Origin of the sequence: Thalassospira profundimaris (assembly GCF_003326675.1) — a bacterium.
Lineage (GTDB): Bacteria > Pseudomonadota > Alphaproteobacteria > Rhodospirillales > Thalassospiraceae > Thalassospira > Thalassospira aquimaris.
In genome coordinates, this window is record NZ_JPWF01000002.1 from 176,560 (window position 1) to 199,106 (window position 22,547).

Here is a 22,547-nt window from a genome sequence, read left to right on the forward strand (position 1 = left end):
TTGGCAGGACTGATACCAGAAACCACAGGCCTTATTCGGCCGCGGCAATTCCCATTTCATCAACGGCATCTGCGCAACGGTTACAGACGGTTTTATGCGTTGCATGGCTGCCGACTTCCGGCAGGGTCTGCCAGCAACGTTCGCATTTTTCACCATCTGCCAGTGCCGATACCACTCCAACACCTGCAACATCATCAAGGGTATAGGCACCAGCCGGTGCGTCACCCGTGATCAGTTCGATGTCAGATGTAATGGCGATTTCGGCAAGATTAAGGCCATCAAGTGCGTCGACATATTCGGCAGCAGCATAAACCTTCGGTGCGGCATCAAGGCTTGCGCCAATGCGTTTTTCTGCACGTTCAAGTTCCAGCGCACCGGTGACGACACGGCGCAGCTTGCGGATTTTCGCCCATTTCGCTGCCAGTGCCTCGTCTTTCCAGCTGTCCGATACAGTATTGAAGGTTTCGGTATGGACCGAGCTTTCCGCACCATAACGCGAACGCCATGCTTCGTCGGCGGTAAAGCACAGAACCGGTGCCAACCAGCGAACAAGGCAATCAAACACGCGATCCATAACCGTGCGTGCCGCACGACGGCGCAGACTGCTTGGCGCGTCGCAATAAAGCGCGTCCTTGCGGATATCAAGATAGAAGGCCGACATGTCGAGCGCACAGAAGTTGTGCAGTTCGATGAACATGGTGTGGAAGTCGAAATCAGCGGTCGTCTTGCGCACCATATCGTCAAGGTGGCTAAGACGATGCAGGACCCAGCGTTCCAGTTCCGGAAGCTCGTTCTCGGCAATCTTTTCGGCATCGTTGAAGCCATCAAGGTTGCCAAGCAGGAAGCGCAGCGTGTTACGCAAACGACGATAGATGTCGGAATGACGTTCGATGATTTCATGGCTGATGCGCAGATCGTCATGATAATCCGAGCTGACCACCCAAAGACGCAGAATGTCTGCACCAAGCTTGTTGATGATGTCATTTGGCGCAATCACGTTGCCCAATGACTTGGACATTTTGCGGCCTTCGCCATCCAGAACAAAACCATGGGTAAGAACGGCTTCATACGGTGCGCGACCACGGGTACCACAGGATTCCAGTAGAGAACTGTGGAACCAGCCGCGATGCTGATCCGACCCTTCGAGATAAAGATCAGCCGGCCATTTCAGGTCCTGGCGTTCTTCGAGAACAAAGGCGTGGGTCGAACCGGAATCAAACCAGACGTCAAGAACATCGGTAACCTGTTCGTAGTTCGCCGCATCGTATTTGTCGCCAAGGAATTCCTGCGGATCGCGGGTGAACCATGCGTCGGCACCCTCGGCACAGAAGGCTTCGTAAACGCGGTCCAGAACACCCTGATCGCGGAGCGGCTGACGGGTATTCTTATCGATAAAGACCGTAATCGGAACGCCCCATGCGCGCTGACGCGAAACGCACCAGTCCGGACGGTTGGCAATCATGGAATGCAGGCGGTTACGGCCCGCTTCGGGCACGAAGCGGGTTTCATCAATTGCCTTAAGCGCCTTTTCACGCAGGTCATTGTCCTGCATGGAGATGAACCATTGCGGCGTGGTGCGATAGATGATCGGGGCTTTGGAGCGCCAGGAGCACGGATAGGAGTGCTTGAGGCGGCCACGCGACAACAATGCGCCAACTTCGATCAGTTTGGCGATCACAGCTTCGTTGGCGTCGGCTTCCTTGCCATTTTCATCATAAATGCGCTTGCCGGCAAACATCGGAACGGTCGGGTAATAGGCACCGTCGCCATCGACCATTTCCGGAATTTCAAGACCATATTTCAGACCGGTCTGATAATCGTCCGGGCCGTGGGTCGGTGCAGTATGGACAAAGCCGGTACCGGTATCGGTCGTGACATAATCAGCCGCCAGAAGCGGAACATCAAAGTCATAACCCTGACCACGGAACGGATGGGCCGACAGCGTACCTTCAAGATCAGAACCCTTGAAGGTTCCGACAACCTTGTGACCGGTGACGCGACCGCTTTTGCACAGGTCTTCGAGAAGGTCGGTACAAACCGCCATTTTCTCGCCAACGGTTGCCCATGCTTCTTCGGCGGTTTCGGTTACTTCGATCACCGAATATTCGATTTCCGCACCATAGGAAATTGCACGGTTACCCGGAATGGTCCAAGGGGTCGTGGTCCAGATGACGATGGTTGCATCTTTGAGGACATCGACCTTGGTCTCGGTGACCGGGAAACGCACATAAATGGTTTTGGAGGTGTGGTCGTGATATTCGACCTCGGCCTCGGCAAGGGCGGTCTTTTCAACCACCGACCACATGACCGGCTTGGAGCCCATATAGAGCGAACCGTTCATCAGGAATTTGCCAAGTTCGCGGGCGATGGATGCTTCTGCCTTGTAGTCCATGGTGACATAGGGATTGTCCCAGTCACCCATCACGCCAAGGCGTTTGAATTCTTCGCGCTGAACATCAAGCCATTTCTGGGCGAACTCGCGGCATTCCTTGCGGAATTCGGCAATCGGAACATCGTCCTTGTTCTTGCCTTTGGCGCGATACTGTTCTTCGATTTTCCATTCAATCGGAAGACCGTGGCAATCCCAACCCGGAACGTAAACCGCATTCTTGCCCAGCATCTGCTGGGAACGGGTGATGACGTCTTTCAGGATTTTGTTCAGAGCGTGACCGATATGCAGATGGCCGTTCGCATAGGGAGGGCCATCATGCAGGACAAACATTTCACGGTCGGAAGAAATACCGCGAATTTTGCCATAGAGGTCCTCGTCCTTCCACTGCGCAAGCAGGGTGGGCTCCATCTTTGGCAAACCCGCCCGCATCGGGAAATCGGTCTGGGGCAGGATAACGGTTTTCTTGTATTCGACACTCATCGTGACGGTCCTGTCGTCTTGAACAAATTAAAAGGGCGAACCCCCGGTGAATTCCGCAAAAAGCGCGCGGATCATAGCGGGTTCGTCGACAAATTCAAATCTTGCCGAGAATCTCTTTGGCAGCAATCACATCCGCAGCGATCTGGGCCTTAAGCGCGTCAAGCCCGTCGAACTTCTCTTCGCCCCGGATAAAGCCGTGCAGGCGCACCCGAACGCGGCGATCATAGATGTCCTGATTGAAGTCAAACAGGTGGGCTTCGAGCCCGGCATCATCATCGCCACCAAAGCTTGGCCTAACACCAATATTGGCGACTCCGGGCATCCAGCGTTCAACTGTTTGGCCATCCTGTTCGGAAATCAGGCCAAGTTCGATGGCATAGACACCGAATTTCGGGCGCAGATGATCACCCATTGCGATATTGGCAGTCGGGAAACCGATGGTGCGTCCACGGGCATCGCCGTGGGCAACAATTCCGGCGATCTCCCACGGACGCCCCAACAGATGGGTGGCGTCTTGCGGGCGACCTTCGCGCAGCGCCTGACGAATGGCGGTTGATGAATAAATGATCCCGTTATCATGGGTTACCGCTTCGACCGCCGTCACCCCGAAACCTGATTTTTCACCAATGGCGCGCAACAAATCGACATTGCCAGCGCGGCCCTTGCCAAAACAGAAATCCCAACCAACCACCACATGCCTCGCCCCAAGGCCATCGACCAGAACACGTTCAATGAACTGTTCGGCACTCATGGCGGAAAAATCGCGGTTGAATTCAACCTCAAAGAACAGGTCGATATCAATGCTGCCCGCCGCTGTTTCGCGATCCTCGGCCGAGGTCAGCCGGAAAGGCGGATCATCGGCACGGAACAACATGCGCGGATGGGGTTCGAATGTCAGGATCGCAAGCGGCACACCGAGATCGCGGGCAATTGCACGTGCCTGATCCAGAAGCGTTTGATGCCCCAGATGCAAACCGTCAAAATTGCCGATCGCCACGACAGCGCCGCGCGCCTCATCGGTCAGGTTTTCAAAAGATCGAAAAACGCGCATCCGCGCCGGTCTCTCTTTGCTGCTTTACCATCTTGCCAATCAGGGATCAGCAAATCCAGCAGGCAGCTATAAAGGTCCCGCCCCCGGAGCGTAAAGACTTTTCCAATAAAAAAGTGCCTTCAGACCCGCATAGCTGATCCGACAATCTGCAATTTGGTACAGATAAACAACCTGCTTTACCGCTGCAAGCGGCAGCAATGAACCCACCGCCGCCTGCCAGATACAGGGACTAGCCGCGGCTTGGCACCATGACGGTGGCCTCGCCCGCAATCACACAGGTGTCACCGACATAGCAGTTGGTTTCAAGGATGGCGCGCTTCTTGGCCGGGATAAGTTCGCGCACCACAACCCTTGCGGTGACGGTATCGCCAATCCGAACCGGTGCCTTGAATTGCAGATTTTGGGACAGATAAATCGTGCCCGGACCGGGCAAACGTGTTCCAAGAACTGTGGAAATGAAACCGGCAGACAGCATGCCGTGGGCAATGCGCCCCTTGAACATGGTGGTTTGGGCAAATTCCTCGTTGAGGTGAACCGGGTTGGTATCACCCGACAAACCGGCAAACATGACGATGTCGGTTTCGGTTACGGTTTTGCCATAGCTTGCAGACAGGCCGACCTCGAGATCTTCAAGATACAGCCCTTCCAGTCCGTTTAACTCTTTCATTTCCTGTCTTTCCCTTGCCTGTCACGGTCACAATCGACCAGCACGTTTTCGCGCTTATGGTTAATTTTGCATCGCAGCATTTGTAATTTTATTGCGCATTTTGAATTTTGGGCAATCCCTATTTCGTCGAATAGCCAAAGTAATGGACCTTGCAATAAATGAAATCAGCGACACATCAGGTACTTGCTGGATGTGTCCTGCATTCGCGATAATGGAAAAAAGGCCGTCAAACGGCCCGTCTTGAGGAAACAATACCCGATGAATATGACAATCGCCGACACCTATGAAATTGCCATGGGCCGATGGAGCCGCCGATTGTCGCGCAGTTTCCTTGATTTTGTTGCAGCCCCGTCCTGCGGGGCGCTGGTTGATGTCGGCTGTGGCACCGGCAGCCTGACACTTGCCGCGGCCACCCGGTATCCCAATGCCGATATTGTCGGCATTGACCTGATGCCCGATTACTTGACCGACGCTCTGCGCAGTTCGGCCCCCAATGTCCGGTTCGAAACCGGTGATGCATCGGCCCTGCCCTTTGCCGATGACAGTTTTGACACGTCCTTTTCCCAGTTGCTGTTAAACGATCTGGATGGCCCGGCCGGGGCGGTTGGCGAAATGGTGCGTGTGACGCGGTCAAACGGGCGGATTGCCGCAACGGTTTGGGATCGCGTCGGCGGACTGACCTTTATCCGCCTGTTTCTTGATGTTGCGGCACTGGTGGCCGGGACCGAGGGCGAAGAATTGCGCGCCAGGGTCTTTGATGTGCCTTATCAGAATGAAGATGATCTTTTTGATCTTTGGTCCGATGCCGGACTTGAAGATGTGGCGACCACGACACTTGCCGTTCGCATGGATTTCATTGATTTCGACGATTACTGGCAGTCGCTTATGGGTGCGCACAGCCTGATCCGAAATTTCTTTGCCAATCAACCTGCCGAGATCGCCCACGAAATCCAGCAGGCAACAATGCGGGCCTATTTGGGGGGCAAGCCGGACGGGCGTCGATCCCTTGTGGCATCTGCCCTTGCGGTTCGCGGGATCGTTGCCGCCTGATCAGGGCAACCTTAAGGCTGACGGAAGGGAAGCCACAAAACACCCAGAAGGCTTTGACTTTTGCCGTCGCGAAATTCTTCCAGGCCTATCTGCATGTCATAGTCATTGGTGCGGGTGTGATCAACATAGCTGACAAACAGGCGATCCCAGACCGACAGGATGTTTCCATAATTGCTGTTGGTTTCATCCATGACGCTTGAATGATGCACCCGATGCATGTCGGGTGTCACAATCAGTTTGCGCAAAGCCCGGTCCAGGCTTTGTGGCAGATGAACATTGCCATGATTAAACAGGGCAAAGCCGCTTAGCATGCTTTCATAAATCACCACCGCCCACGGATCAGCGCCAATCAGCAAGACAAAGAGGGATTTATAAAGCGCGGATGCGACAATCTCGAACGGGTGGAAACGCACCGCAGTGGTGACATCAAATTCAACATCACAATGATGCACCCGATGGAACCGCCACAATACCGGGATCATGTGGGCAAGACGGTGCTGCCAGTAGATCGCGCAATCAAGAACAAGGATCGTGACAATCCCGCCCAGAACAGCAGGCATCCCAACCAGATTATTCAGACCAAACCCGTTTTCCTGTGCCCAGATTGCTGTGGCAATCATTGCCGCACCGATCGTAAAGCGCGCCAAGGCGGCACTTGCCAGAAGCAACCCGAAATTGGTCAGCCAACGCATCGGGCGACGTACAACTTCCTTGGGCCGATAGGGCGCAACGGCTTCCCACAAGGCCATGACAGCCAGAATGGCTGCGAATATTCCCAGTCGAAGCAATCCGTTCTGATCCATGCCATGTCGCCCCGGTTACGTGATTGATCATCTGATCATCGGTATGAGAAGTGATAGCTGAAACCTGCCCTTACGAACAATATCTTGCACGTCGCGAAGCCATCACCTTTATGTTAGACAATAAGTGTTTGTTCATAAAACGCACGATTCCACAGATTTAAGCCATGCCAGGAGGCTACATGCCACATCCATCAGGACGTTTCCGAACACTTGCCCTTTCCGTGTTCGCAACCCTGACATTAAGTGGCATGGCACAGGCCGACAGTGTGCCTTTTGATCTTCCGGTCGATTGCCCGGACAATACGTGCAACATCGTTCATTATGTTGACCATGATCCCGGCCCGGAAATTCGTGATTTTGCCTGCGGGACAACAACCTATAACGGCCATCGCGGCACTGACTTTGCCGTTTCGGACGAGGCTGCCATGCTTGATGGTGTGGCGGTACGATCCATCGCCGATGGCACAGTCATCGCCCTGCGTGAAGGGGTCGAGGATATTGATTCCGGTCGCCTTGCCAAAAACAGCCTGGACGGAATTGAATGCGGCAATGGCATATTGATTGATCACGCCGATGGCTGGCAAAGCCAGTATTGCCATCTGCGCCGCGGGTCGGTTGCCGTAAAGAAAGGCGACAAGGTATCGCGCGGCCAGATGATCGCCGAGATCGGCATGTCCGGACAGGCAACCTTCCCGCATCTGCATTTCAATTTGCGTAAAGACGGGCAGCTTGTTGATCCGTTCAGCGGAACAGGCATGGGGGCGGCCAATCCGAGCGAATGTTCCCCTGAACAAGCCAGCCTGTGGTCATCTGAAGCCCGCGCGCAGCTGAGCTATCACGACATATCGCTTTATGGTAACGGCTTTTCGATGGCGCGGCCCAATGCATCGGACCTTAAGCGTGGCTATGGCAAGGAAACCGTATTGCCGCGCACAAGTCCGGCCCTTTATTTCTGGGCATATCTGATCGGGGCAAACAATGGCGATGTCATTCGGCTGAGCCTGCAAACGCCGGATGGCAAGGGCGGACACCGAGACTTTGTTATCGACCAGCCCAATGATCAGGGCCCGCGTGCCAAATGGTTCTTTATCAATATGGACCGCCCCGGCACAGCATGGCCGACGGGAAGCTATAAAGGTGAAGTCACCTTCACCCGCCCCGGGCAGCAGTCAAAGATGATCGGGCAAACCGACCTTTCGATCCGCTGATCATCGGACAAGCGCCAATTATCGTTGCGACCGATTGCAAACCATGTCCCGGTCTCGGGACATGAAAGGATAGCTGTGCTTAATTTCGATGGCAGATGGCAGATGGCAGATGGCAGATGGCCAAGTTCGGCGATTTAAAATTGATCCGCAAACAGATAGCTTGCGTAATTCAGTATGCCCGTGGGTTTATGCAATATTAAATCCGGCCTGATTACAGGCAATCCAAGACCAATGTATAGACATCGTATTATCGTTTGCCTTGGCTATTCCACAGGATTTAAAATCACATTAGCAAACTGCGTTAAGTATTGAATTCATAGAAAAATGAAAACTGCGACACCTGTATGTACAAAATATATGACTGCCTGACCAATCAGCATGATCTTGTTTTGGTGCTGATTGCGATTGCGATCGGCTTGGGAGGAATTCATACGGCCTTTAATCTTTATGCGCGCGCCTGTATTGGTCGCTGGCAGCAAAAAATTGCGTGGCTGTTTCTGACAGGTGTTGTCACCGGTGGCGGAATTTGGGCCACCCATTTCATTGCCATGCTTGCCTATGACCCGATTGTCCCGGTGGGATATGAACCGGGTCTGACAGCGGTATCCCTTATTATTGCCATTGCCACAACCATGATCGGTTTTGCCATTGCATCAGTTGCGGGACCGCATCTTGTCCTGTCGCGTGTGACGGGCGGCCTTGTTGTCGGGCTTGGCATTTCGGCCATGCATTTCACCGGCATGTCGGCAATGCGCGTGCCCGGTATTATCAGCTGGCATATGGACATCGTCATCGCCTCGATCATCATGGGGGCGGTTTTCGCGATGCTGTCACTTTGGTTTGCAGAGGCGGCTCGCACACCACGCCAGAAACTTTATGGCAAGGCCAGTCTGACGGTTGCCGTTGCGACCATGCATTTCAGCGCCATGGGCGGTTTTGTTGTCACCCCCGACCCGACCGTTCCCGTGCCCGCACAGCTGATTTCCCAGCATTACCTGGCCATCGGTGTGGCGATTGTTGCGACCCTTCTGATTGCCATCGGATTTGTCACGGCACTGGTTGACCGCCAGATGCGTGCGCATGTCAGCAACCGGATGCGCATCCTTGGTGATTCGGCAATCGAGGCCCTTGTCCTGACCCAAAACGGCCGTGTTGTTGACAGCAATGAAAGTTTCCTTCGCCTGACCGGCTCCAAACCGCACGAAATCCTTGAACAGGATTTCCTGGCGCGCTGGCTTCCTGATACGCCCCCAGCGTTTCAGACCGGCAACCTGAATTATGTGGAAACCTCTTTGCGTCTGGATGACCAGAAAGAGCTTCCGGTCGAAGTCATTCGTCGCGAAATTCCCGCCGACGATATTTCCGATGACACCATTATTTATGGTCTGCGTGATTTGCGCGAACGGTATGCCGCCGAAAAGCATATCCGTTTTCTGGCAGAACATGATTCCCTGACCCAGCTTTTGAACAGAACGACCTTTAATGATCGTCTTGGCGAAGCCCTTGCGGAATCAGATGAAACCGGCATTCCGACAACCGTGATGTGTGTCGATTTCGACCACTTCAAGGAACTTAATGACAGCTTTGGCCATATTGCCGGGGACCATGCGCTTCGCGAACTTGGCGAACGTCTGAGCAAGCTGGTAACCGACGAAGTCACCATTGCGCGTGTCGGCGGTGATGAATTTGTTGTTCTGTTACACCATCAGGGCCGCACCAAGGCAACCGAGATCAATGCCCACAGTCAGGAAGTTGCCCAGCAGATCCTTGATTGCATCGCCCTTCCGATCTTTATCAATCAGGAAAACCGGGCAAAGCTATCGGCCAGCATCGGTGTTGCCCATTATCCGGTCGACGGCGCAGATGCCGAAAGCATCCTGTTCCATGCCGATCTTGCCATGTATCGGGTCAAGCAATCGGGCGGGAATGATGTGGTATTTTATTCGTCGGAAATGGACGAAGAATACCGGTTTAAACGCCAGATGGCGTCCAACCTGCGTATCGCCCTCGAAAACCGGCAGCTTGAACTTTATTACCAGCCGCAATGCCACGCCGATGACGAAGAAATTCAGTCATTCGAAGCCTTACTGCGCTGGAACGATCCCGAATTGGGTCAGGTATCCCCCGGCCGGTTTATCCCGATAGCCGAGGAAACCGGATTGATCATCCCGTTGGGTGAATGGGTCCTGCGTACCGCCTGCATGGAAGCAGCCCGCTGGAAAAAGCCGTTGGGCATTGGCGTGAACCTTTCGGCGGTTCAGTTGCAAAAGCACGAACTGCCCGACATCGTCGCCAGCGTCCTTGCCGAAAGCGGACTTGACCCCAAGCGGCTTGAGCTTGAAGTCACAGAAACCGCCCTGATCCACAATCCGGCCCGTTCGATGAAGATCCTTTCGGATATCAAGAAACTTGGTGTGCGAATTGCGATGGATGATTTTGGCACCGGCTATTCGTCGCTTGCCACTCTGCAGAACTTCCCGGTGGATCGCATCAAGATCGACCAGTCCTTCGTCAACAAGCTTGTTGGCAATGTGCAGGCCGGGGCGATTGTCCGCGCGGTGATCAATCTTAGCCGTGACCTTGCTCTTGATGTCATTGCCGAAGGTGTCGAAACCGACGAACAGGCCAACTTCCTGACCGATCACGATTGTCGTGCGGTTCAGGGATACAAGTACGGTTATCCGCGTCCGATTGCCGATTACTGGCACATTGTGCATCCCGAAGAGCCCGTACCGGGCACCACCGAACCGGTGGTCGCAGAAGCGAATCGGCACAGCGGCATCGAAACCGTTTAAAACCGGTTAGCATCGATTCCATCCTATACTAAGGGATAACTCGTAGGGAAAAGGCGACTTGTGACAAATCGGCGGCAAAAAAAGCTACCTTTTCCACGCAGTTGAAAGTTTTTTGACGTTTTTTGAATCAGAAGCCTTGTATCCCGGCCGCTGCCCTGCATATATTTGAGTTGTGTCCTGTCGGGCACTTAGAAGCTACCTGTCAGAAGACGGAGTGAATATGATGAATAAGCGTAAAGCCGTTGCTATCGCCATTGCTCGTGAACAGCAGATTGCCCGTTCCATGGAAATCCTGTTTGCAGGATCCATTGTGGCTCTGATCGCATCGCTACTGGTCCTCTGATCCAGTTACCGCTTTCATCGCATTTTCGATCCCTTTCAAACCAGACGGTTCTGAAAAGAAGATCCATAAGATAGCTTCATGACCAATCGCCACATTTTCACTGCCATCATTACGCGAATTATTTGCCCGGTTGTCTAAGGACACCGGGACGTACCTGTTCGCCTATTTGATGCACTGAAAATCCGTGAGCATTGCCATGACCAATCATGCTTTTGCTGCGTCCCAGGTTGACGCGCAGACCGCCAAATCCGTTTTCTGTTTTTCTGTCCATGCCGCTGCTGAACCCGATGTCATGCCGCGTGTCCTTGAACTGTTTGCCAAACGCAATCTGGTTCCGGCCAGCTGGCATTCCACGGTTGCCGAGGGCAATCGCGGATTTGAGGAACTTCAGATCGACATCCAGGTTCAGCAACTTGAAGCCAAGGTTGCCGAACATATCGCCCGCTGCCTGCGTCAGGTCGTACATGTAAATACCGTCCTGACATCGGAAAAAGGCTATTCAAACTCAGCACTTAGCGCGTAGGCTGTCGGGGTCGTAGCACTGTCGGCGACCCAACCGGCAGTGCGTCCCATCCGACAGGAGTGCCCAATTGGCTTATCTTGACCATATCAATGCCTGCAATAATGCCAATCTGTCGCGTTATGCACGCTTTCGTATTGAAGATCAGCCCGTCGGTGCCGTCCGGTCTGATTTCGCATCAGCCCTGATTGCGCTTGGCCCCGATTTCGTCCGCGACGAGAATGGTGAATACGGGTTTGCCGCGCATATCCAGACGCCAGAGCAGCGTAACGAAGTCCTTGTTACCGCGACCGAACATCTGAAACAGCAGGGCGTTATCAAACGCCTGCACGGCGAGAAGTTCGATATTCGCAAACGTCTCTCCGATGCACCGCTGTGTCAGCTTGACCGATTTGCCATGCCCTATTTCGGCTGCCGATCCTGGGGCGTGCATATGAACGGGTTTGTGCGCAAACCCGACGGCATCCATATGTGGATCGCCCAAAGGTCCAAGGATAAACCGACCTATCCGGGAATGCTTGATAACATGGTCGCGGGCGGCCAGCCGACCGGCCTTGGTTTTCGTGAAAACATGATCAAGGAATGCGCCGAAGAAGCCGGCATTCCCGAAAGTCTGTCGCGCCATGTTCAACCAATCGGGGCGGTATCATATCTTTATGAGACATCCGAGGGCCTTAAACCCGATGTCATGATCAATTTCGATCTGGAACTGCCCGAAGATTTCGTGCCTCATTGTGCAGACGGTGAAGTCGAGCAGTTTGAATTGCGTCCCCTTGCCGAAGTGGCCGAGATCGTCCGGACAGGGTTTGATTTCAAGTTCAACTGCGCGCTGGTGGTCATTGATTTCCTGATCCGGCACGGATATCTGACCGCCGATAACGAACCAAGTTATGGCGAGCTGCTGACAGGGCTGCACCGGCAACTGAATTCCTAAGCTGTCTTTTACCTGAAAAACCAAAAGCACCCTTCGCATTATCGAACGAGTGCTTTTTTCATCGCATCAGACAGCCTGCACAATTATTGGCGGGTATTGGGACCGCCCATCAATGCACCAACTGCCATCACGGTCAGTTTGGCCCGCAGATCGGGATCAAGTTTGTCAAGATCACCTTGCTTGCTGCGTAGTGCCTTGACGGCCTCGTTGATCAGTTCCTGGCGACGTGCATCGGCCTCGGTCGGGATTTTGCTTTTTTGCTTACCAAGTTTGGCATCGGCGGCATTCAGGGCCTTGATGATCTCGTTATGGGGATTATCGGTCTGTTCTGTAAGGGTCTCGGCAAGGGCAAGCGCACGGGCCTCCTCCAGGGACATGCCATCGTCCTGATGGGCGAGTGCGCGGTCTTCGATCCGGCGGGCCTGACGGGCCTGCGCCGCCGTCTGTTCAGCCGATGCGGCGTCACGAACCTGAAGGGATTGCGCATTATTGTACGCACGAATGGCATCGCGGCCCTTCTTGCCAACAAAGACGCGCATCAGCGTTTCCTTGAGCAATCCCATCAATTGATCCTTCGATTGTTTTCCTGCACCGGGACTAAACCATTATGCCCCGAAAAGGGTTTCAAAATCATTGCCCCCAGTGAGAGGCAAAAATTCGAACAATTTAAATATGTTGCGCGACACGGCTTTCTTCAACAGCCAGCATATAGGCAATCAGGGCTTCGCAATCAGCCGTCTGAAGATGTTCAAGGTCACAGACAAAATCGACATTGGCGCGCGCCGGGTCATCCGCATGCCCGACAATGCCGAATTTGACATACTCGGCATCAAGCGCATCAAGGGCTGAAATCAGATCAGCCACACTGACACGGTCTTCCGAGCTTAACGATGTACGGATCAGCACCAGCATATCGGCATCACAGTCAATCACCTGACGGGCGATTGACTGGGCGTCGGAGTGCTGCGGGGCGACATCAACGTCAAAGCCGCCATCAGCAAACAGGGTTGCGACCTGTTTATGATGTGCCTGTTCGGCCGACGAGGCCGTGGCAAGCAAAAGCCGAGGGTGGCGGCCTTCCATTTCGGCAAATTTGGCAAGATTGGTCGCGAGTTGGGCAGACGTCATGATACCTCGCCTTGTTGTGCGCCGACTGACCAAAACGGCATCAGCACAGTGCATGTCAGTACGACATGCTTTGAAAACAGTATCCCTTTCAAAACATGGGCTGACAAGCCTTGCCGTCAAGCCCGGCCTACCAACCCGCCATTTCAAGCGGATTGACGCCAATCACATGACCATGCCCCATCAGAAGAACAAGATACATCGCGCCCCCAACGGCCACATCCCGCCAGCCAATTGCCCCCTTAAGCAATCCGGACGGGGAAAACCGCCGAGTCCCGGCCAAAACAGCATTTTGCTCACTCGACGTCATATCGCGCAGACGGATTTTCTCCATCCGTGTAAACCCGATCAGGGCAAAGATCGCACTGCCGCCGAAAAAGATCAGGGCAACAATATCGCCATTGGCAATCACATGCCCCGCCCCCCACAAGAACATCCCCAATAACAAAGGATGGCGCGTAAACCGGTTGATACCCGGCTTTGCCGGATCAAAGCCCGATTGCCGTCCGATTGATAACGGGCATGGTTGCAAAATCGCGCTGGCCCACAAGATACAAGCCGGAAGCATGGCAATAATCAGCACCTTTGCCTGTACGGGATGGAAGTCCCACAGCCAAAACGACTCCGAAACAATCACTTCGTGGATGACCCACCCGAACAGGACCGTCGAAAGAACCGAGAAACCAACAACATAAACCCGCCGTCCGACAAGGTTGATGATCCTGTTTCGCAGAAGACCCGGAATGACATGTGCACCAAGGAAAACCGCGACCGAGATGAAAAACCAGACCAAAGTGCGATCCCCTCTTTACATTGCTGCTTCAACATGCAAATTGCGCTGTTCTCGCATACGGGCCGGGGTGCGAATCTCCAAGACCCTTGCGTTACGAGATATTAGCGGATACCTCTGTATCCCTGTTTGACATCGGACAATAAGCAACTGCTGACGGGAATAAAACCGTCCGGCAGGCAACGGAACACGGAATATACTCGAAATGAGCTGGACGCCGGAAAAGATTGAATTGCTGACCTCGCTCTGGAATCAGGGCTGGACCACGGCACGCATCGGTGAAGAACTGGGTGTTGGCAAGAATGCCGTCGTAGGCAAGGCACACCGCCTTGGCCTGCCCAAACGCCCGTCTCCGATTCAGCGCCGTGCTGAGGAAGCTGAACAGAAGAAAGCCCCGGCACCCAAACAACAGAGCAAAGGTATCTCGATCTTTGATCTTGGTGCTGGCATGTGCCGCTGGCCGTTTGGCGACCCGGGCGATGATGACTTCCACTTCTGTGGCAAGAAAATCGTTCCAAGCAAACCCTATTGCGACGAGCATTGCGCACAGGCTTACCTGAACGGCAAAAACCCGCGTGAAGACAATCCCCCTTCGCAGCAGGGTGGCCCGGGCAAAGGTCCGCAGGCAACAGCCAAGAAGTAAGATTTAATGCGGCATCCCTGATGCCAGCCGAATAAAAAAGCCGCCCGTTTTACCGGGCGGCTTTTCTTTTGCTATGTCCGGTTAAGACCGGTTAGCGGGTTTGCAGAACATATTTGGCAAAACCGTCCTGGTCCTCACCAATGAAGCTGATATCGTCAGGGGCATTGGCCGCAGCAGATGCTTTGGGGCTGGTGACGAAGGTCACCTTGGACGCATCACCGATCGGTGCAAAGGTCCAGTTGCCATCTGCCTTCGGATCAAGTTCCTTTTCGGTCAGGATGTAATTGGCAAGAACCGTGCGGTTTTCATCCGGGGCCTCGACAATGATGGTTGAACCATCAAGACCCGGGAAGTTACCCCCGCCACTGGCACGGTAGTTGTTGGTTGCAACAACGAACTGCTGATCGGCCGATACCGGTTTGCCATCGAAGCTCAGATTAACAATACGGTGGCTATCGGCATTGATAACTTCGCCGGCCTTGTTGTAACGGGCCGGTTTGGTGACATCGATCTGATAGGTTACCCCGTCAATGACATCATAGTTATAGGTCGGGAAATCCGGATTGATCAGCGGCTGTTCTTCGCTGCTATTCGGGTCGATCTGATTGAACTGGCCAGCTGACATTTCAAGCCATTCACGCACCTGATCCCCATTGAGCAGCACCGCACGCACCGTGTTGGGATAGATATAAAGATCGGCAACGTTTTTAAGCGCAATCTTGCCTTCGGGGATGTCGGTGAAATAGTCCGGACCACCGCGACCACCAGCCTTAAAGGGTGCACCCGCCGACAGGATCGGGATACCGTCATATTCCGATCCGTTCAGGATCTTTTCGAGATACCATTTCTGGGCCTTGGTCACGATCTGGATCGAGGGATCATCTGCAACCAGCGCAAAGAAGCTGTTGATCGGGGCAGACGTCGTGCCCACACCTTCGCGCATATAGGCGATGGTTGCTTCGTGTTCTTCCTTAACCGCGGCAACCACATCCGGGTCGGCTTCGACCAGCGGGGTGATGGTACGGCCTTCGCGCTGGTAGATCGGGCGTGCATCAGACAGGCTGTCAACCACGGTCCAGTCACCGGAATCAGACACATTAAGCGTCAGATCAATCACGCCAAGGTGGCTGCCCCAGAAGCCCGGCATTACGGCTGCAACACCATTGATCGTGCCCTTGGCAACATCGACACCTTCAAGATCGGCGAAGGCTTCGGACGGGAAGACCGTGTGAGCGTGACCAAACAGGATCGCATCAATGCCATCGACCTTTGACAGATAATAGGTGGCGTTTTCTTCCATGCCGTGGCGTTCCATGGTCGACAGACCGGAATGCGGAATGGCGATCACGATATCGGCACCCTTTGCCTTCATCTCGGGCACATATTTTTCGGCCATTTCGACGATGTCTTTGGTAAAGACCTTGCCTTCAAGATTGGCCTTGTCCCACTGCATGATCTGGGGCGGGACAAAACCGATCACGCCGACCTTTGCCTTGTGGCTTTTGCCTTCGTCATCGACGAATTCACGATCAAGAATGATGTAGGGTTCGAAATAGGGTTTGTCGTTTTCGGTGTTGCCATCGCCGTCATCGACAAAGATGTTGGCGCTGACATAGGGGAAATTCGCCCCGGCGATCGAGTTTTCAAGGAATTCAAGGCCGTAGTTGAATTCATGGTTCCCCAGATTGGCCGCATCATAGCCAAGAAGGTTCATCGCCTTGTAAACCGGGTGGGTTTCACCCTTTTTCAGGCCACGTTCCTTGGCCATGTAATCGCCAAGCGGGTTGCCCTGAATAAGGTCGCCGTTATCAAGGAAGACAACGTTCTTGGCTTCGCCGCGCGCGGTTTTAAGAAGGGTCGCGACCTTGGCCAGTCCCACCGTGTCGGACGCACCATCGCGATAATAATCGTAATTCACCAGATGGGTGTGAATGTCAGTGGTTTCGAGAATACGAAGCGATACTGTGCTGTCGGCAAGTGCGGTTCCGCTGGACAATGCCAGAACCAGACCGATTGCAGTTGCCCCTGCCTTACCTGGATATCTCATTTGTCTTTTCCCTGTACGAGTATTCGGTTCAACGACTTTATTCTTGTTCAGATGGTCAGGATTTGAAGATTTTGCGAAAAAGATAAGGCAAACACAAACAGAAACGCCGGTGACACTGCACCGGCGTTTCCCAGATTGAACCATTCCGCCAGTCTCTGCCGTCAATCAGGCAGGCAGACCTTCCGGAGATTTATAGCCTTTGACCACTTCATTGCCCGGTTGCGGGTCATGCGGGACATTCAGTGACAGCACTAGCGACACAAGCGCCATCGCCGCACCGGCCAGGAAAACAGCACTTGGTGAAACCAGCCAGAGCAACCCGAATGCAGCCGGAATGAACACCGCCGCAATATGGTTGATCGTAAAGCTGACACCCGCGGTCGACGAGATATCGGCCGGATTGGCGATCTTCTGGAAATAGGTCTTGATGGCAATCGCCATGGCAAAGAACAGATGGTCGATCACATAAAGACCGCCAGCAATAATGTGGTTTTCGACAAACGCATAGGACACAAAGACAAGGAACAGTCCGATATATTCAAAGCTCAGTGCCCGGCGTTCGCCCCACTTGCCGATCAGCTTGCCGATCTTGGGTGCCAGGAACATGTTGATCGCATGGTTCAGAAGATAAAGCAGCGTGATGGTTGCCGCGTCATATCCGAACTTTTCAACCATCAGGAAGCCGGCAAACACCGTGAAAATCTGTCGGCGCGCACCACTCATGAAGGTCAGCGCGTAGTAAAGCCAATAGCGTTTGCGCAAGATCAGCTTTTTGGTTTGCGGATGCGCATCGGAGAATTTCGGGAAAGCACCCCAAATAAACAGGGCTGTAATGATCGTCAAAGCACCGCCAAACAGATAGACATAGCGGTATTCGATGTTGAACACTTCGAGCATCACCCAGACGATGCCAAACATCACCAGCGACGAAACGGACTTCGCCGAAAGCTGCTTGCCCATCACAAGGGCGGTTCGTTCCTTTTTGACCCATTGCAGGGACAGGGCCTGTTGCATGGTTTCAAAATAGTGGAAGCCAATCGACATCAGAACCGTGGTGCAATAAAGACCGATCACCGTCGGGAAATATCCCGAAATCGCCACCCCGATGCCAAGTACCAACAGTGAAAGCAACGCAAAGGTTTGCTCCCGCAAGATCAGCAGCACGAAGATCGCGGTAAAGGCAAGGAAGCCCGGAATTTCACGCAGGGACTGCAAAATCCCGATCTCGCGCCCGGTAAAGTCGGCCATCTCGACCGAAAAGTTATTCAGAAGCGCCATCCAGGTCGAAAAGGACAGCGGCATCGCAGCAGCCATCAGGATCAACAGGACTTCGGGATTGCGCCATCCCTTATATACCGGCGTATCCACACCCGTGGCCCCGGCGACTTCGCCAATGGGTGCCGCGTGATTACTGGCTTCTGGTATGATTGGTTCCTTGGGCATTTTGTCTCCCCAGACATGGTCGCGTTGGTGGCGGGTCCGTTGTCACAACGTCATTTGGTTTGGAATGCGACCAAATTAAACCTGTTGCATGCCGTCTGTCTTTCGATAATCTGCCATCATATATCGCAAATCAGACACAACGGTGGTTGTAGATGCATCGCCCCACCCCGATTGACGAAGCCCGTCATATTCGCCCGCGCCCCAATCAATTGCCCCGCCCGATCTATGTCCGTATGAGCGATGTTCCCGCCGGTTACAGCATCGGCGCGCACAGTCATGACTGGTGCCAGTTGATCTATGCCAGCGAAGGAACGATGAAAGTCACCACCGAGGCAGGGATCTGGATCGTGCCACCCCAGCGTGCTGTCTGGGTTCCACCCCATCTTGAACATGCGGTGTCCCATGCGACCTTCACCCGGGCGCGCCATATATACATCGACCGCGATGCACCGGTTGATTTGCCAGACCGTTGCATGGTTCTTGATGTCAGCCCGCTACTGCGCGAACTGATCCGGGCGGCAACAGAAATCCCGGTTGAATATGACGAAAATGGTGCCGAGGGACGGATGATGCAGGTGTTGCTTGATCAATTGCGGGCGCCCGACCAGGAAAACCTTCATCTGCCAGCCCCCAAGGATTTCCGCCTTGGCAAAATTTGCGATGCGTTACTTGCCAATCCGGCCGATGACCGGACACTTGATGACTGGTCACAGATTTGCGGGGCATCATCGCGTACTTTGGCACGCCTGTTTTTACGCGAAACAGGGATGCCGTTTCGTGACTGGCGGCAAAAGTTGCGATTGCTTTATGCGTTGGAGAGGCTGGCAAATGATCGCCCGGTGACCGAGATCGCGCTTGATCTTGGCTATGAAACACCATCGGCCTTTATCGCGATGTTCCGCAAGGTCACCGGCCGCACGCCGGGAAGCTATTTCCGCTAGACGATCAGTCCCTATTCGTCCTTGTAGTATCGCAATGGAGGCAGGATATCATTGTCGGGATCAGCATCGACATCATAGCGGCGAATGGCCTTGGCATAAGCCTGACCACATTGACGATTTTGCGCGCACAAATTGTGAATTTCGACCATCATATCCGAAGACCAGCACAGACCGGAATTCCGGGCCTCGGAGGCGCCATGATCGGGTGTGGCGGCTTTGTCCGGTTGGCGGATTTCTTCATGAAGACCTTCGCCGTGCCGTCCCGTCAACATCCGTTCAATAACCGGCATGATGTCTGCAATGCTTTTAAGCACCGTGACGCTATCGCCAATGGTCTTGACCATAGCCAGTGCCATTTCTTCATAGGCATCGGTTGGCGGTGTAATATCGGATACATCCTTGCTGGCTTGCTGGATCAGATCAAAACCTGATCGCGAACGTGCAAGCAATGCCACCGGACTGTGCCAGGCATTGTAATTGGGTTCATTGATCCGGCGTCCCGGCACGATGTGACTGGCCGGTCCCCAGTTTCGCCCCGGATCAGAGAAATTTTTCTCTCCTTTCCGTCGCGAAGGATGTGCGTCTACTGAATACATGTTCACCCCCAGAGAGAATTTTCAGCGGTTCCCTGATTGATCGGCCTGCTTGGTCAATCGGAGCAGGGCCTTGTTTCTATTTTCTGTCTATCACAATCGCGCTTTTCGCAATGTGCAGTGCGTCCAATTCAATATGCACCCAGTCCAAAAAAACACCGGAAAACTGCCTCTTTCGTGCCCCCCACACCTTTAAAAACCCTCTTTGGTATAGCCACTATAAGAATAACTATACCAAAGCGTTTTTGCGTTAGTGGCGATTTGAAAGTAGTAAAATTATAGGAATAGATATCCGGAACCGCGGCACGACAATCCTCAGGAAAGTGTAAAAATACGGACCGGCACACACTTTCTTGCGAGGGGAAGATGGGCACGGATCAGGTTTCCGGTGGCGCGGTCAGTTCATATTTCACGGTCGATACCCTACCTATGCATGAGAGGTATGGTGTCTGGAAAGAGTCCATTGATGTACTGTTTGGCGTCGATGCCGACAAATCAATCCGGGACAATAATTTCACAGCCAGTATTGAATCCCACCTTCTTGGATCGATGATGATCATGGAGGTGACGTCGCGCGAACAGAATTGGGAACGCGATAACCTTCAGATCGCCCGTAACGGTATGGACCATTACGGCATCGGGATTTTCAAGGAAGGCGACCTTTTTTGTGACACCGCCAAAGGCCCGACCAAGCTTCCCAAAGGCGGACTTGTTGTCTTTGACCTGACACAGGAATTCATCGCCCACACCAGTGATCTCAAGGTTATGACATTTGTTGTGCCTCGTCCGCTGATTGAAGACATGGTCAACCTGCCAGATGATCACAGCATGCGGTTCCTTGATCCCAAGAACCCGATGACCCGGATCGTCTATGATCAGATGATGTCCATTCACCGAAACATTGCCCGCATTGGTCAACAACAGGCACAGGTGATTGAGAAATCCTTTTCCATGATGGTGGCGACCTGCCTGAATGACGCGGTTGGCGGTGACCGGGAAACAGTTCAGCACCGTCAGAAGTTGCTTAATCTGATGAAAGTTCGACGTTATATCCGCGATCAGTTGGCATCGCCGGACCTGACACCCCGTAAAGTCGCACGGGACCTCGGCGTATCGCGATCAAAGCTGTACGATTCATTTTCGGCTTATGGCGGTGTCTACCAATATATCCGCGAAATGCGACTGCGCCGGGCAATGTCTTTGCTCAATGACCCGATGCGACATCATTCATCGATTTATGACATTGCCCTTGAATGCGGCTTTGCATCTGATGCCAGTTCATCAGGGCATTTCGCGAACGGTATGAACTGACCCCCGGGGATGTCAGAAACGGCGTCGCGGCCCTTGGTCAAAATCCATCGGCATCAAGCGAAAAAATTGATAACCGCTATGAAAACTGGCTGCATGAACTCGCGGTTTGAGGTGTTTTTCTCTGTGATGACACCATTCCAGGGAAGGCTATCGTCATCCCAAAATAACATTAGAATAAATTAATTTAAAAAAATCGAATTAAAGGACTTTACGAGATTCGTTAACTTACATAACCTAGACGTGTGGATAGGCATGAAAGCCTGACCCAATCCACACCGCATACATTCAATGTAAGTGTCCGCCACGTAGGCAATTGGGGTAGCAAGATGCAACCGGATCAGCTTTCTGCTGGATCAACCAGCACATTTTTTACTGTCGACAATCTGCCGATGCAGGACCGCTTTGGCGTCTGGAAAGAGGCTATTTCCTGCCTTTTCGAAGTCGATGCCGATCAGGAAGTCCGTGAAAACAACTTCCAAACCACCATTCAGTCACATCTTTTCGGTTCGTTGATGTTGATGGAAGTAGATTCCCGACAACAGCACTGGAGCCGGGGCTACAAACAGATTGCCGGCAACGGAATGGATCATTACGGCATTGCGGTCTATGAACGTGGCAGCGTCGAATGCAATACATCCAGAGGTTCAGAGCAACTGCTACCCGGCGGACTTCTGATCTATGATCTGACCCAGCCATTTACCGCCCGAACAACAGATCACAAGACCCTGAACCTTGTCATCCCGCGAGTTCTGCTTGAAGATCAGTTGCAGCACCCCGATGACCATTGCATGCGTGTCCTGTCGCAAGAAGATCCGATGGTTCAAATCATCCGGGACATGATCATTTCCCTGCAACGCAATGTCGGAGACCTCAGTCATGCGCAGGCACAGACGCTTGAAAAAATGTTCCCCGCCATGCTGGCCAATTGCCTGAACTCTGCAAGTTGCGGCCCACGAGAGAACAGTCACGAGCGTCAAAGCATTACCAGTATGGTCCGGATGCGACGCTACTTCCGCGAGAACCTCTGTTCTCCGGATCTCAATCCTCGTCGGGCGGCTCTGGATTTGGGGGTCTCGAGATCAAAGCTTTATAACTGCTTTGCCCCCTATGGCGGGGTTTACAACTATGTTCGTGATATGCGGTTGCGCAAGGCTATTACATTGCTCAATGACCCGCAACGCGCACGTTCATCAATTTACGATATTGCCCTGGAATGCGGTTTTTCGAGCGATGCCAGCTTTATCCGTGCCTTCAGAGACAAATATGATGCGACACCGGGCGAAGTGCGCAACGGCGCAGCTCCGCATCTGCGCAAAAATCACTGCATTATCGGTTTGGCTGATACACAGTTCGAACACTGGATACACGGGTTGGGTTAAGCCTACCCGCACCTCCGCCTGGTTGGGATGAC

General features: G+C 53.3%; 19 protein-coding genes. 9 read left to right on the plus strand and 10 right to left on the minus strand.

Annotated elements, in window-relative coordinates; translation table 11 throughout:
• Positions 1 to 31 precede the first annotated feature (31 nt).
• The 3 genes from ileS to TH19_RS03480 all read right to left on the minus strand — a co-directional run bounded on the left by ileS (position 32) and on the right by TH19_RS03480 (position 4,590).
• Positions 32 to 2,872, minus strand: coding sequence for an isoleucine--tRNA ligase (gene ileS, locus TH19_RS03470; RefSeq protein ID WP_114100945.1), 2,841 nt, complete (start codon positions 2,870 to 2,872; stop codon positions 32 to 34).
• A 94-nt stretch (positions 2,873 to 2,966) separates the two neighbouring features.
• Complete coding sequence (locus TH19_RS03475) at positions 2,967 to 3,923, minus strand: bifunctional riboflavin kinase/FAD synthetase (RefSeq protein ID WP_114100946.1); 957 nt, start codon at positions 3,921 to 3,923, stop codon at positions 2,967 to 2,969.
• 229 nt (positions 3,924 to 4,152) lie between these two features.
• Positions 4,153 to 4,590 (minus strand): MaoC family dehydratase, encoded by a 438-nt coding sequence (locus TH19_RS03480; protein ID WP_114100947.1) that lies wholly within the window; start codon positions 4,588 to 4,590, stop codon positions 4,153 to 4,155.
• A gap of 258 nt (positions 4,591 to 4,848) precedes the next feature.
• Here TH19_RS03480 and TH19_RS03485 point away from each other — a divergent pair, with 258 nt between their 5' ends.
• Positions 4,849 to 5,640 (plus strand): class I SAM-dependent methyltransferase, encoded by a 792-nt coding sequence (locus tag TH19_RS03485; protein WP_114100948.1) that lies wholly within the window; start codon positions 4,849 to 4,851, stop codon positions 5,638 to 5,640.
• A gap of 11 nt (positions 5,641 to 5,651) precedes the next feature.
• On the opposite strand, the gene TH19_RS03490 is transcribed toward TH19_RS03485, so the two are convergent.
• Positions 5,652 to 6,443: a sterol desaturase family protein gene (locus TH19_RS03490; RefSeq protein WP_114100949.1), complete on the minus strand. Its 792-nt coding sequence runs from the start codon at positions 6,441 to 6,443 to the stop codon at positions 5,652 to 5,654.
• 179 nt (positions 6,444 to 6,622) lie between these two features.
• Here TH19_RS03490 and TH19_RS03495 point away from each other — a divergent pair, with 179 nt between their 5' ends.
• The 4 genes from TH19_RS03495 to TH19_RS03510 all read left to right on the plus strand — a co-directional run bounded on the left by TH19_RS03495 (position 6,623) and on the right by TH19_RS03510 (position 12,243).
• Complete coding sequence (locus TH19_RS03495; protein WP_114100950.1) at positions 6,623 to 7,651, plus strand: M23 family metallopeptidase; 1,029 nt, start codon at positions 6,623 to 6,625, stop codon at positions 7,649 to 7,651.
• Between the two features lie 344 nt (positions 7,652 to 7,995).
• Complete coding sequence (locus tag TH19_RS03500; protein ID WP_114100951.1) at positions 7,996 to 10,446, plus strand: EAL domain-containing protein; 2,451 nt, start codon at positions 7,996 to 7,998, stop codon at positions 10,444 to 10,446.
• Between the two features lie 539 nt (positions 10,447 to 10,985).
• Positions 10,986 to 11,312 (plus strand): hypothetical protein, encoded by a 327-nt coding sequence (locus TH19_RS03505; protein ID WP_114100952.1) that lies wholly within the window; start codon positions 10,986 to 10,988, stop codon positions 11,310 to 11,312.
• Positions 11,313 to 11,379: 67 nt separating this feature from the next.
• Complete coding sequence (locus tag TH19_RS03510; protein WP_114100953.1) at positions 11,380 to 12,243, plus strand: NUDIX hydrolase; 864 nt, start codon at positions 11,380 to 11,382, stop codon at positions 12,241 to 12,243.
• Positions 12,244 to 12,326: 83 nt separating this feature from the next.
• On the opposite strand, the gene TH19_RS03515 is transcribed toward TH19_RS03510, so the two are convergent.
• From TH19_RS03515 to TH19_RS03525, 3 genes are all read right to left on the minus strand, one after another.
• On the minus strand, positions 12,327 to 12,806 hold the full coding sequence (locus tag TH19_RS03515) for a hypothetical protein (RefSeq protein WP_114100954.1): 480 nt from the start codon (positions 12,804 to 12,806) through the stop codon (positions 12,327 to 12,329).
• A gap of 103 nt (positions 12,807 to 12,909) precedes the next feature.
• Entirely contained in the window at positions 12,910 to 13,371 is a 462-nt protein-coding gene (locus TH19_RS03520; RefSeq protein WP_114100955.1) for a methylmalonyl-CoA mutase, read from the minus strand.
• 127 nt (positions 13,372 to 13,498) lie between these two features.
• Complete coding sequence (locus TH19_RS03525; protein ID WP_114100956.1) at positions 13,499 to 14,161, minus strand: NnrU family protein; 663 nt, start codon at positions 14,159 to 14,161, stop codon at positions 13,499 to 13,501.
• 202 nt (positions 14,162 to 14,363) lie between these two features.
• Here TH19_RS03525 and TH19_RS03530 point away from each other — a divergent pair, with 202 nt between their 5' ends.
• The gene (locus TH19_RS03530; RefSeq protein ID WP_114100957.1) at positions 14,364 to 14,801 is read left to right on the plus strand and encodes a GcrA family cell cycle regulator; all 438 of its coding nucleotides are present in this window, start codon (positions 14,364 to 14,366) and stop codon (positions 14,799 to 14,801) included.
• A 91-nt stretch (positions 14,802 to 14,892) separates the two neighbouring features.
• Here the strand turns inward: TH19_RS03530 and TH19_RS03535 are convergent, their stop codons facing one another.
• Together TH19_RS03535 and TH19_RS03540 are read right to left on the minus strand one after the other, a co-directional pair.
• A complete protein-coding gene (locus tag TH19_RS03535; RefSeq protein WP_114100958.1) occupies positions 14,893 to 16,848 on the minus strand; it encodes a bifunctional 2',3'-cyclic-nucleotide 2'-phosphodiesterase/3'-nucleotidase in 1,956 nt (651 codons plus the stop codon).
• A 165-nt stretch (positions 16,849 to 17,013) separates the two neighbouring features.
• Positions 17,014 to 18,291 (minus strand): MFS transporter, encoded by a 1,278-nt coding sequence (locus TH19_RS03540; RefSeq protein ID WP_114100959.1) that lies wholly within the window; start codon positions 18,289 to 18,291, stop codon positions 17,014 to 17,016.
• 152 nt (positions 18,292 to 18,443) lie between these two features.
• Between TH19_RS03540 and TH19_RS03545 the strand changes: the two genes are divergently transcribed.
• Positions 18,444 to 19,232: an AraC family transcriptional regulator gene (locus TH19_RS03545; protein ID WP_114100960.1), complete on the plus strand. Its 789-nt coding sequence runs from the start codon at positions 18,444 to 18,446 to the stop codon at positions 19,230 to 19,232.
• An 11-nt stretch (positions 19,233 to 19,243) separates the two neighbouring features.
• Here the strand turns inward: TH19_RS03545 and TH19_RS03550 are convergent, their stop codons facing one another.
• Entirely contained in the window at positions 19,244 to 19,828 is a 585-nt protein-coding gene (locus tag TH19_RS03550; RefSeq protein WP_147250707.1) for a hypothetical protein, read from the minus strand.
• A 363-nt stretch (positions 19,829 to 20,191) separates the two neighbouring features.
• Between TH19_RS03550 and TH19_RS03555 the strand changes: the two genes are divergently transcribed.
• Together TH19_RS03555 and TH19_RS03560 are read left to right on the plus strand one after the other, a co-directional pair.
• Positions 20,192 to 21,136 carry an AraC family transcriptional regulator gene (locus TH19_RS03555; RefSeq protein ID WP_114100962.1) on the plus strand — a complete coding sequence of 315 codons (945 nt, stop codon included), beginning with the start codon at positions 20,192 to 20,194 and terminating at the stop codon, positions 21,134 to 21,136.
• 326 nt (positions 21,137 to 21,462) lie between these two features.
• The gene (locus TH19_RS03560) at positions 21,463 to 22,515 is read left to right on the plus strand and encodes a helix-turn-helix domain-containing protein (protein ID WP_114100963.1); all 1,053 of its coding nucleotides are present in this window, start codon (positions 21,463 to 21,465) and stop codon (positions 22,513 to 22,515) included.
• Positions 22,516 to 22,547: the final 32 nt, after the last annotated feature.

Bases quoted from the DNA above. Each gene is read 5' to 3' on its own strand.
- TH19_RS03550 (WP_147250707.1), bottom strand. From the start codon at position 19,828: ATGTATTCAGTAGACGCACATCCTTCGCGACGGAAAGGAGAGAAAAAT.
- TH19_RS03475 (WP_114100946.1), bottom strand. From the start codon at position 3,923: ATGCGCGTTTTTCGATCTTTTGAAAACCTGACCGATGAGGCGCGCGGC.
- TH19_RS03560 (WP_114100963.1), top strand. From the start codon at position 21,463: ATGCAACCGGATCAGCTTTCTGCTGGATCAACCAGCACATTTTTTACT.
- TH19_RS03520 (WP_114100955.1), bottom strand. From the start codon at position 13,371: ATGACGTCTGCCCAACTCGCGACCAATCTTGCCAAATTTGCCGAAATG.
- TH19_RS03490 (WP_114100949.1), bottom strand. From the start codon at position 6,443: ATGGATCAGAACGGATTGCTTCGACTGGGAATATTCGCAGCCATTCTG.
- TH19_RS03545 (WP_114100960.1), top strand. From the start codon at position 18,444: ATGCATCGCCCCACCCCGATTGACGAAGCCCGTCATATTCGCCCGCGC.
- TH19_RS03530 (WP_114100957.1), top strand. From the start codon at position 14,364: ATGAGCTGGACGCCGGAAAAGATTGAATTGCTGACCTCGCTCTGGAAT.
- TH19_RS03495 (WP_114100950.1), top strand. From the start codon at position 6,623: ATGCCACATCCATCAGGACGTTTCCGAACACTTGCCCTTTCCGTGTTC.
- TH19_RS03555 (WP_114100962.1), top strand. From the start codon at position 20,192: ATGGGCACGGATCAGGTTTCCGGTGGCGCGGTCAGTTCATATTTCACG.
- TH19_RS03505 (WP_114100952.1), top strand. From the start codon at position 10,986: ATGACCAATCATGCTTTTGCTGCGTCCCAGGTTGACGCGCAGACCGCC.
- ileS (WP_114100945.1), bottom strand. From the start codon at position 2,872: ATGAGTGTCGAATACAAGAAAACCGTTATCCTGCCCCAGACCGATTTC.
- TH19_RS03540 (WP_114100959.1), bottom strand. From the start codon at position 18,291: ATGCCCAAGGAACCAATCATACCAGAAGCCAGTAATCACGCGGCACCC.
- TH19_RS03535 (WP_114100958.1), bottom strand. From the start codon at position 16,848: ATGAGATATCCAGGTAAGGCAGGGGCAACTGCAATCGGTCTGGTTCTG.
- TH19_RS03500 (WP_114100951.1), top strand. From the start codon at position 7,996: ATGTACAAAATATATGACTGCCTGACCAATCAGCATGATCTTGTTTTG.
- TH19_RS03515 (WP_114100954.1), bottom strand. From the start codon at position 12,806: ATGGGATTGCTCAAGGAAACGCTGATGCGCGTCTTTGTTGGCAAGAAG.
- TH19_RS03480 (WP_114100947.1), bottom strand. From the start codon at position 4,590: ATGAAAGAGTTAAACGGACTGGAAGGGCTGTATCTTGAAGATCTCGAG.
- TH19_RS03485 (WP_114100948.1), top strand. From the start codon at position 4,849: ATGAATATGACAATCGCCGACACCTATGAAATTGCCATGGGCCGATGG.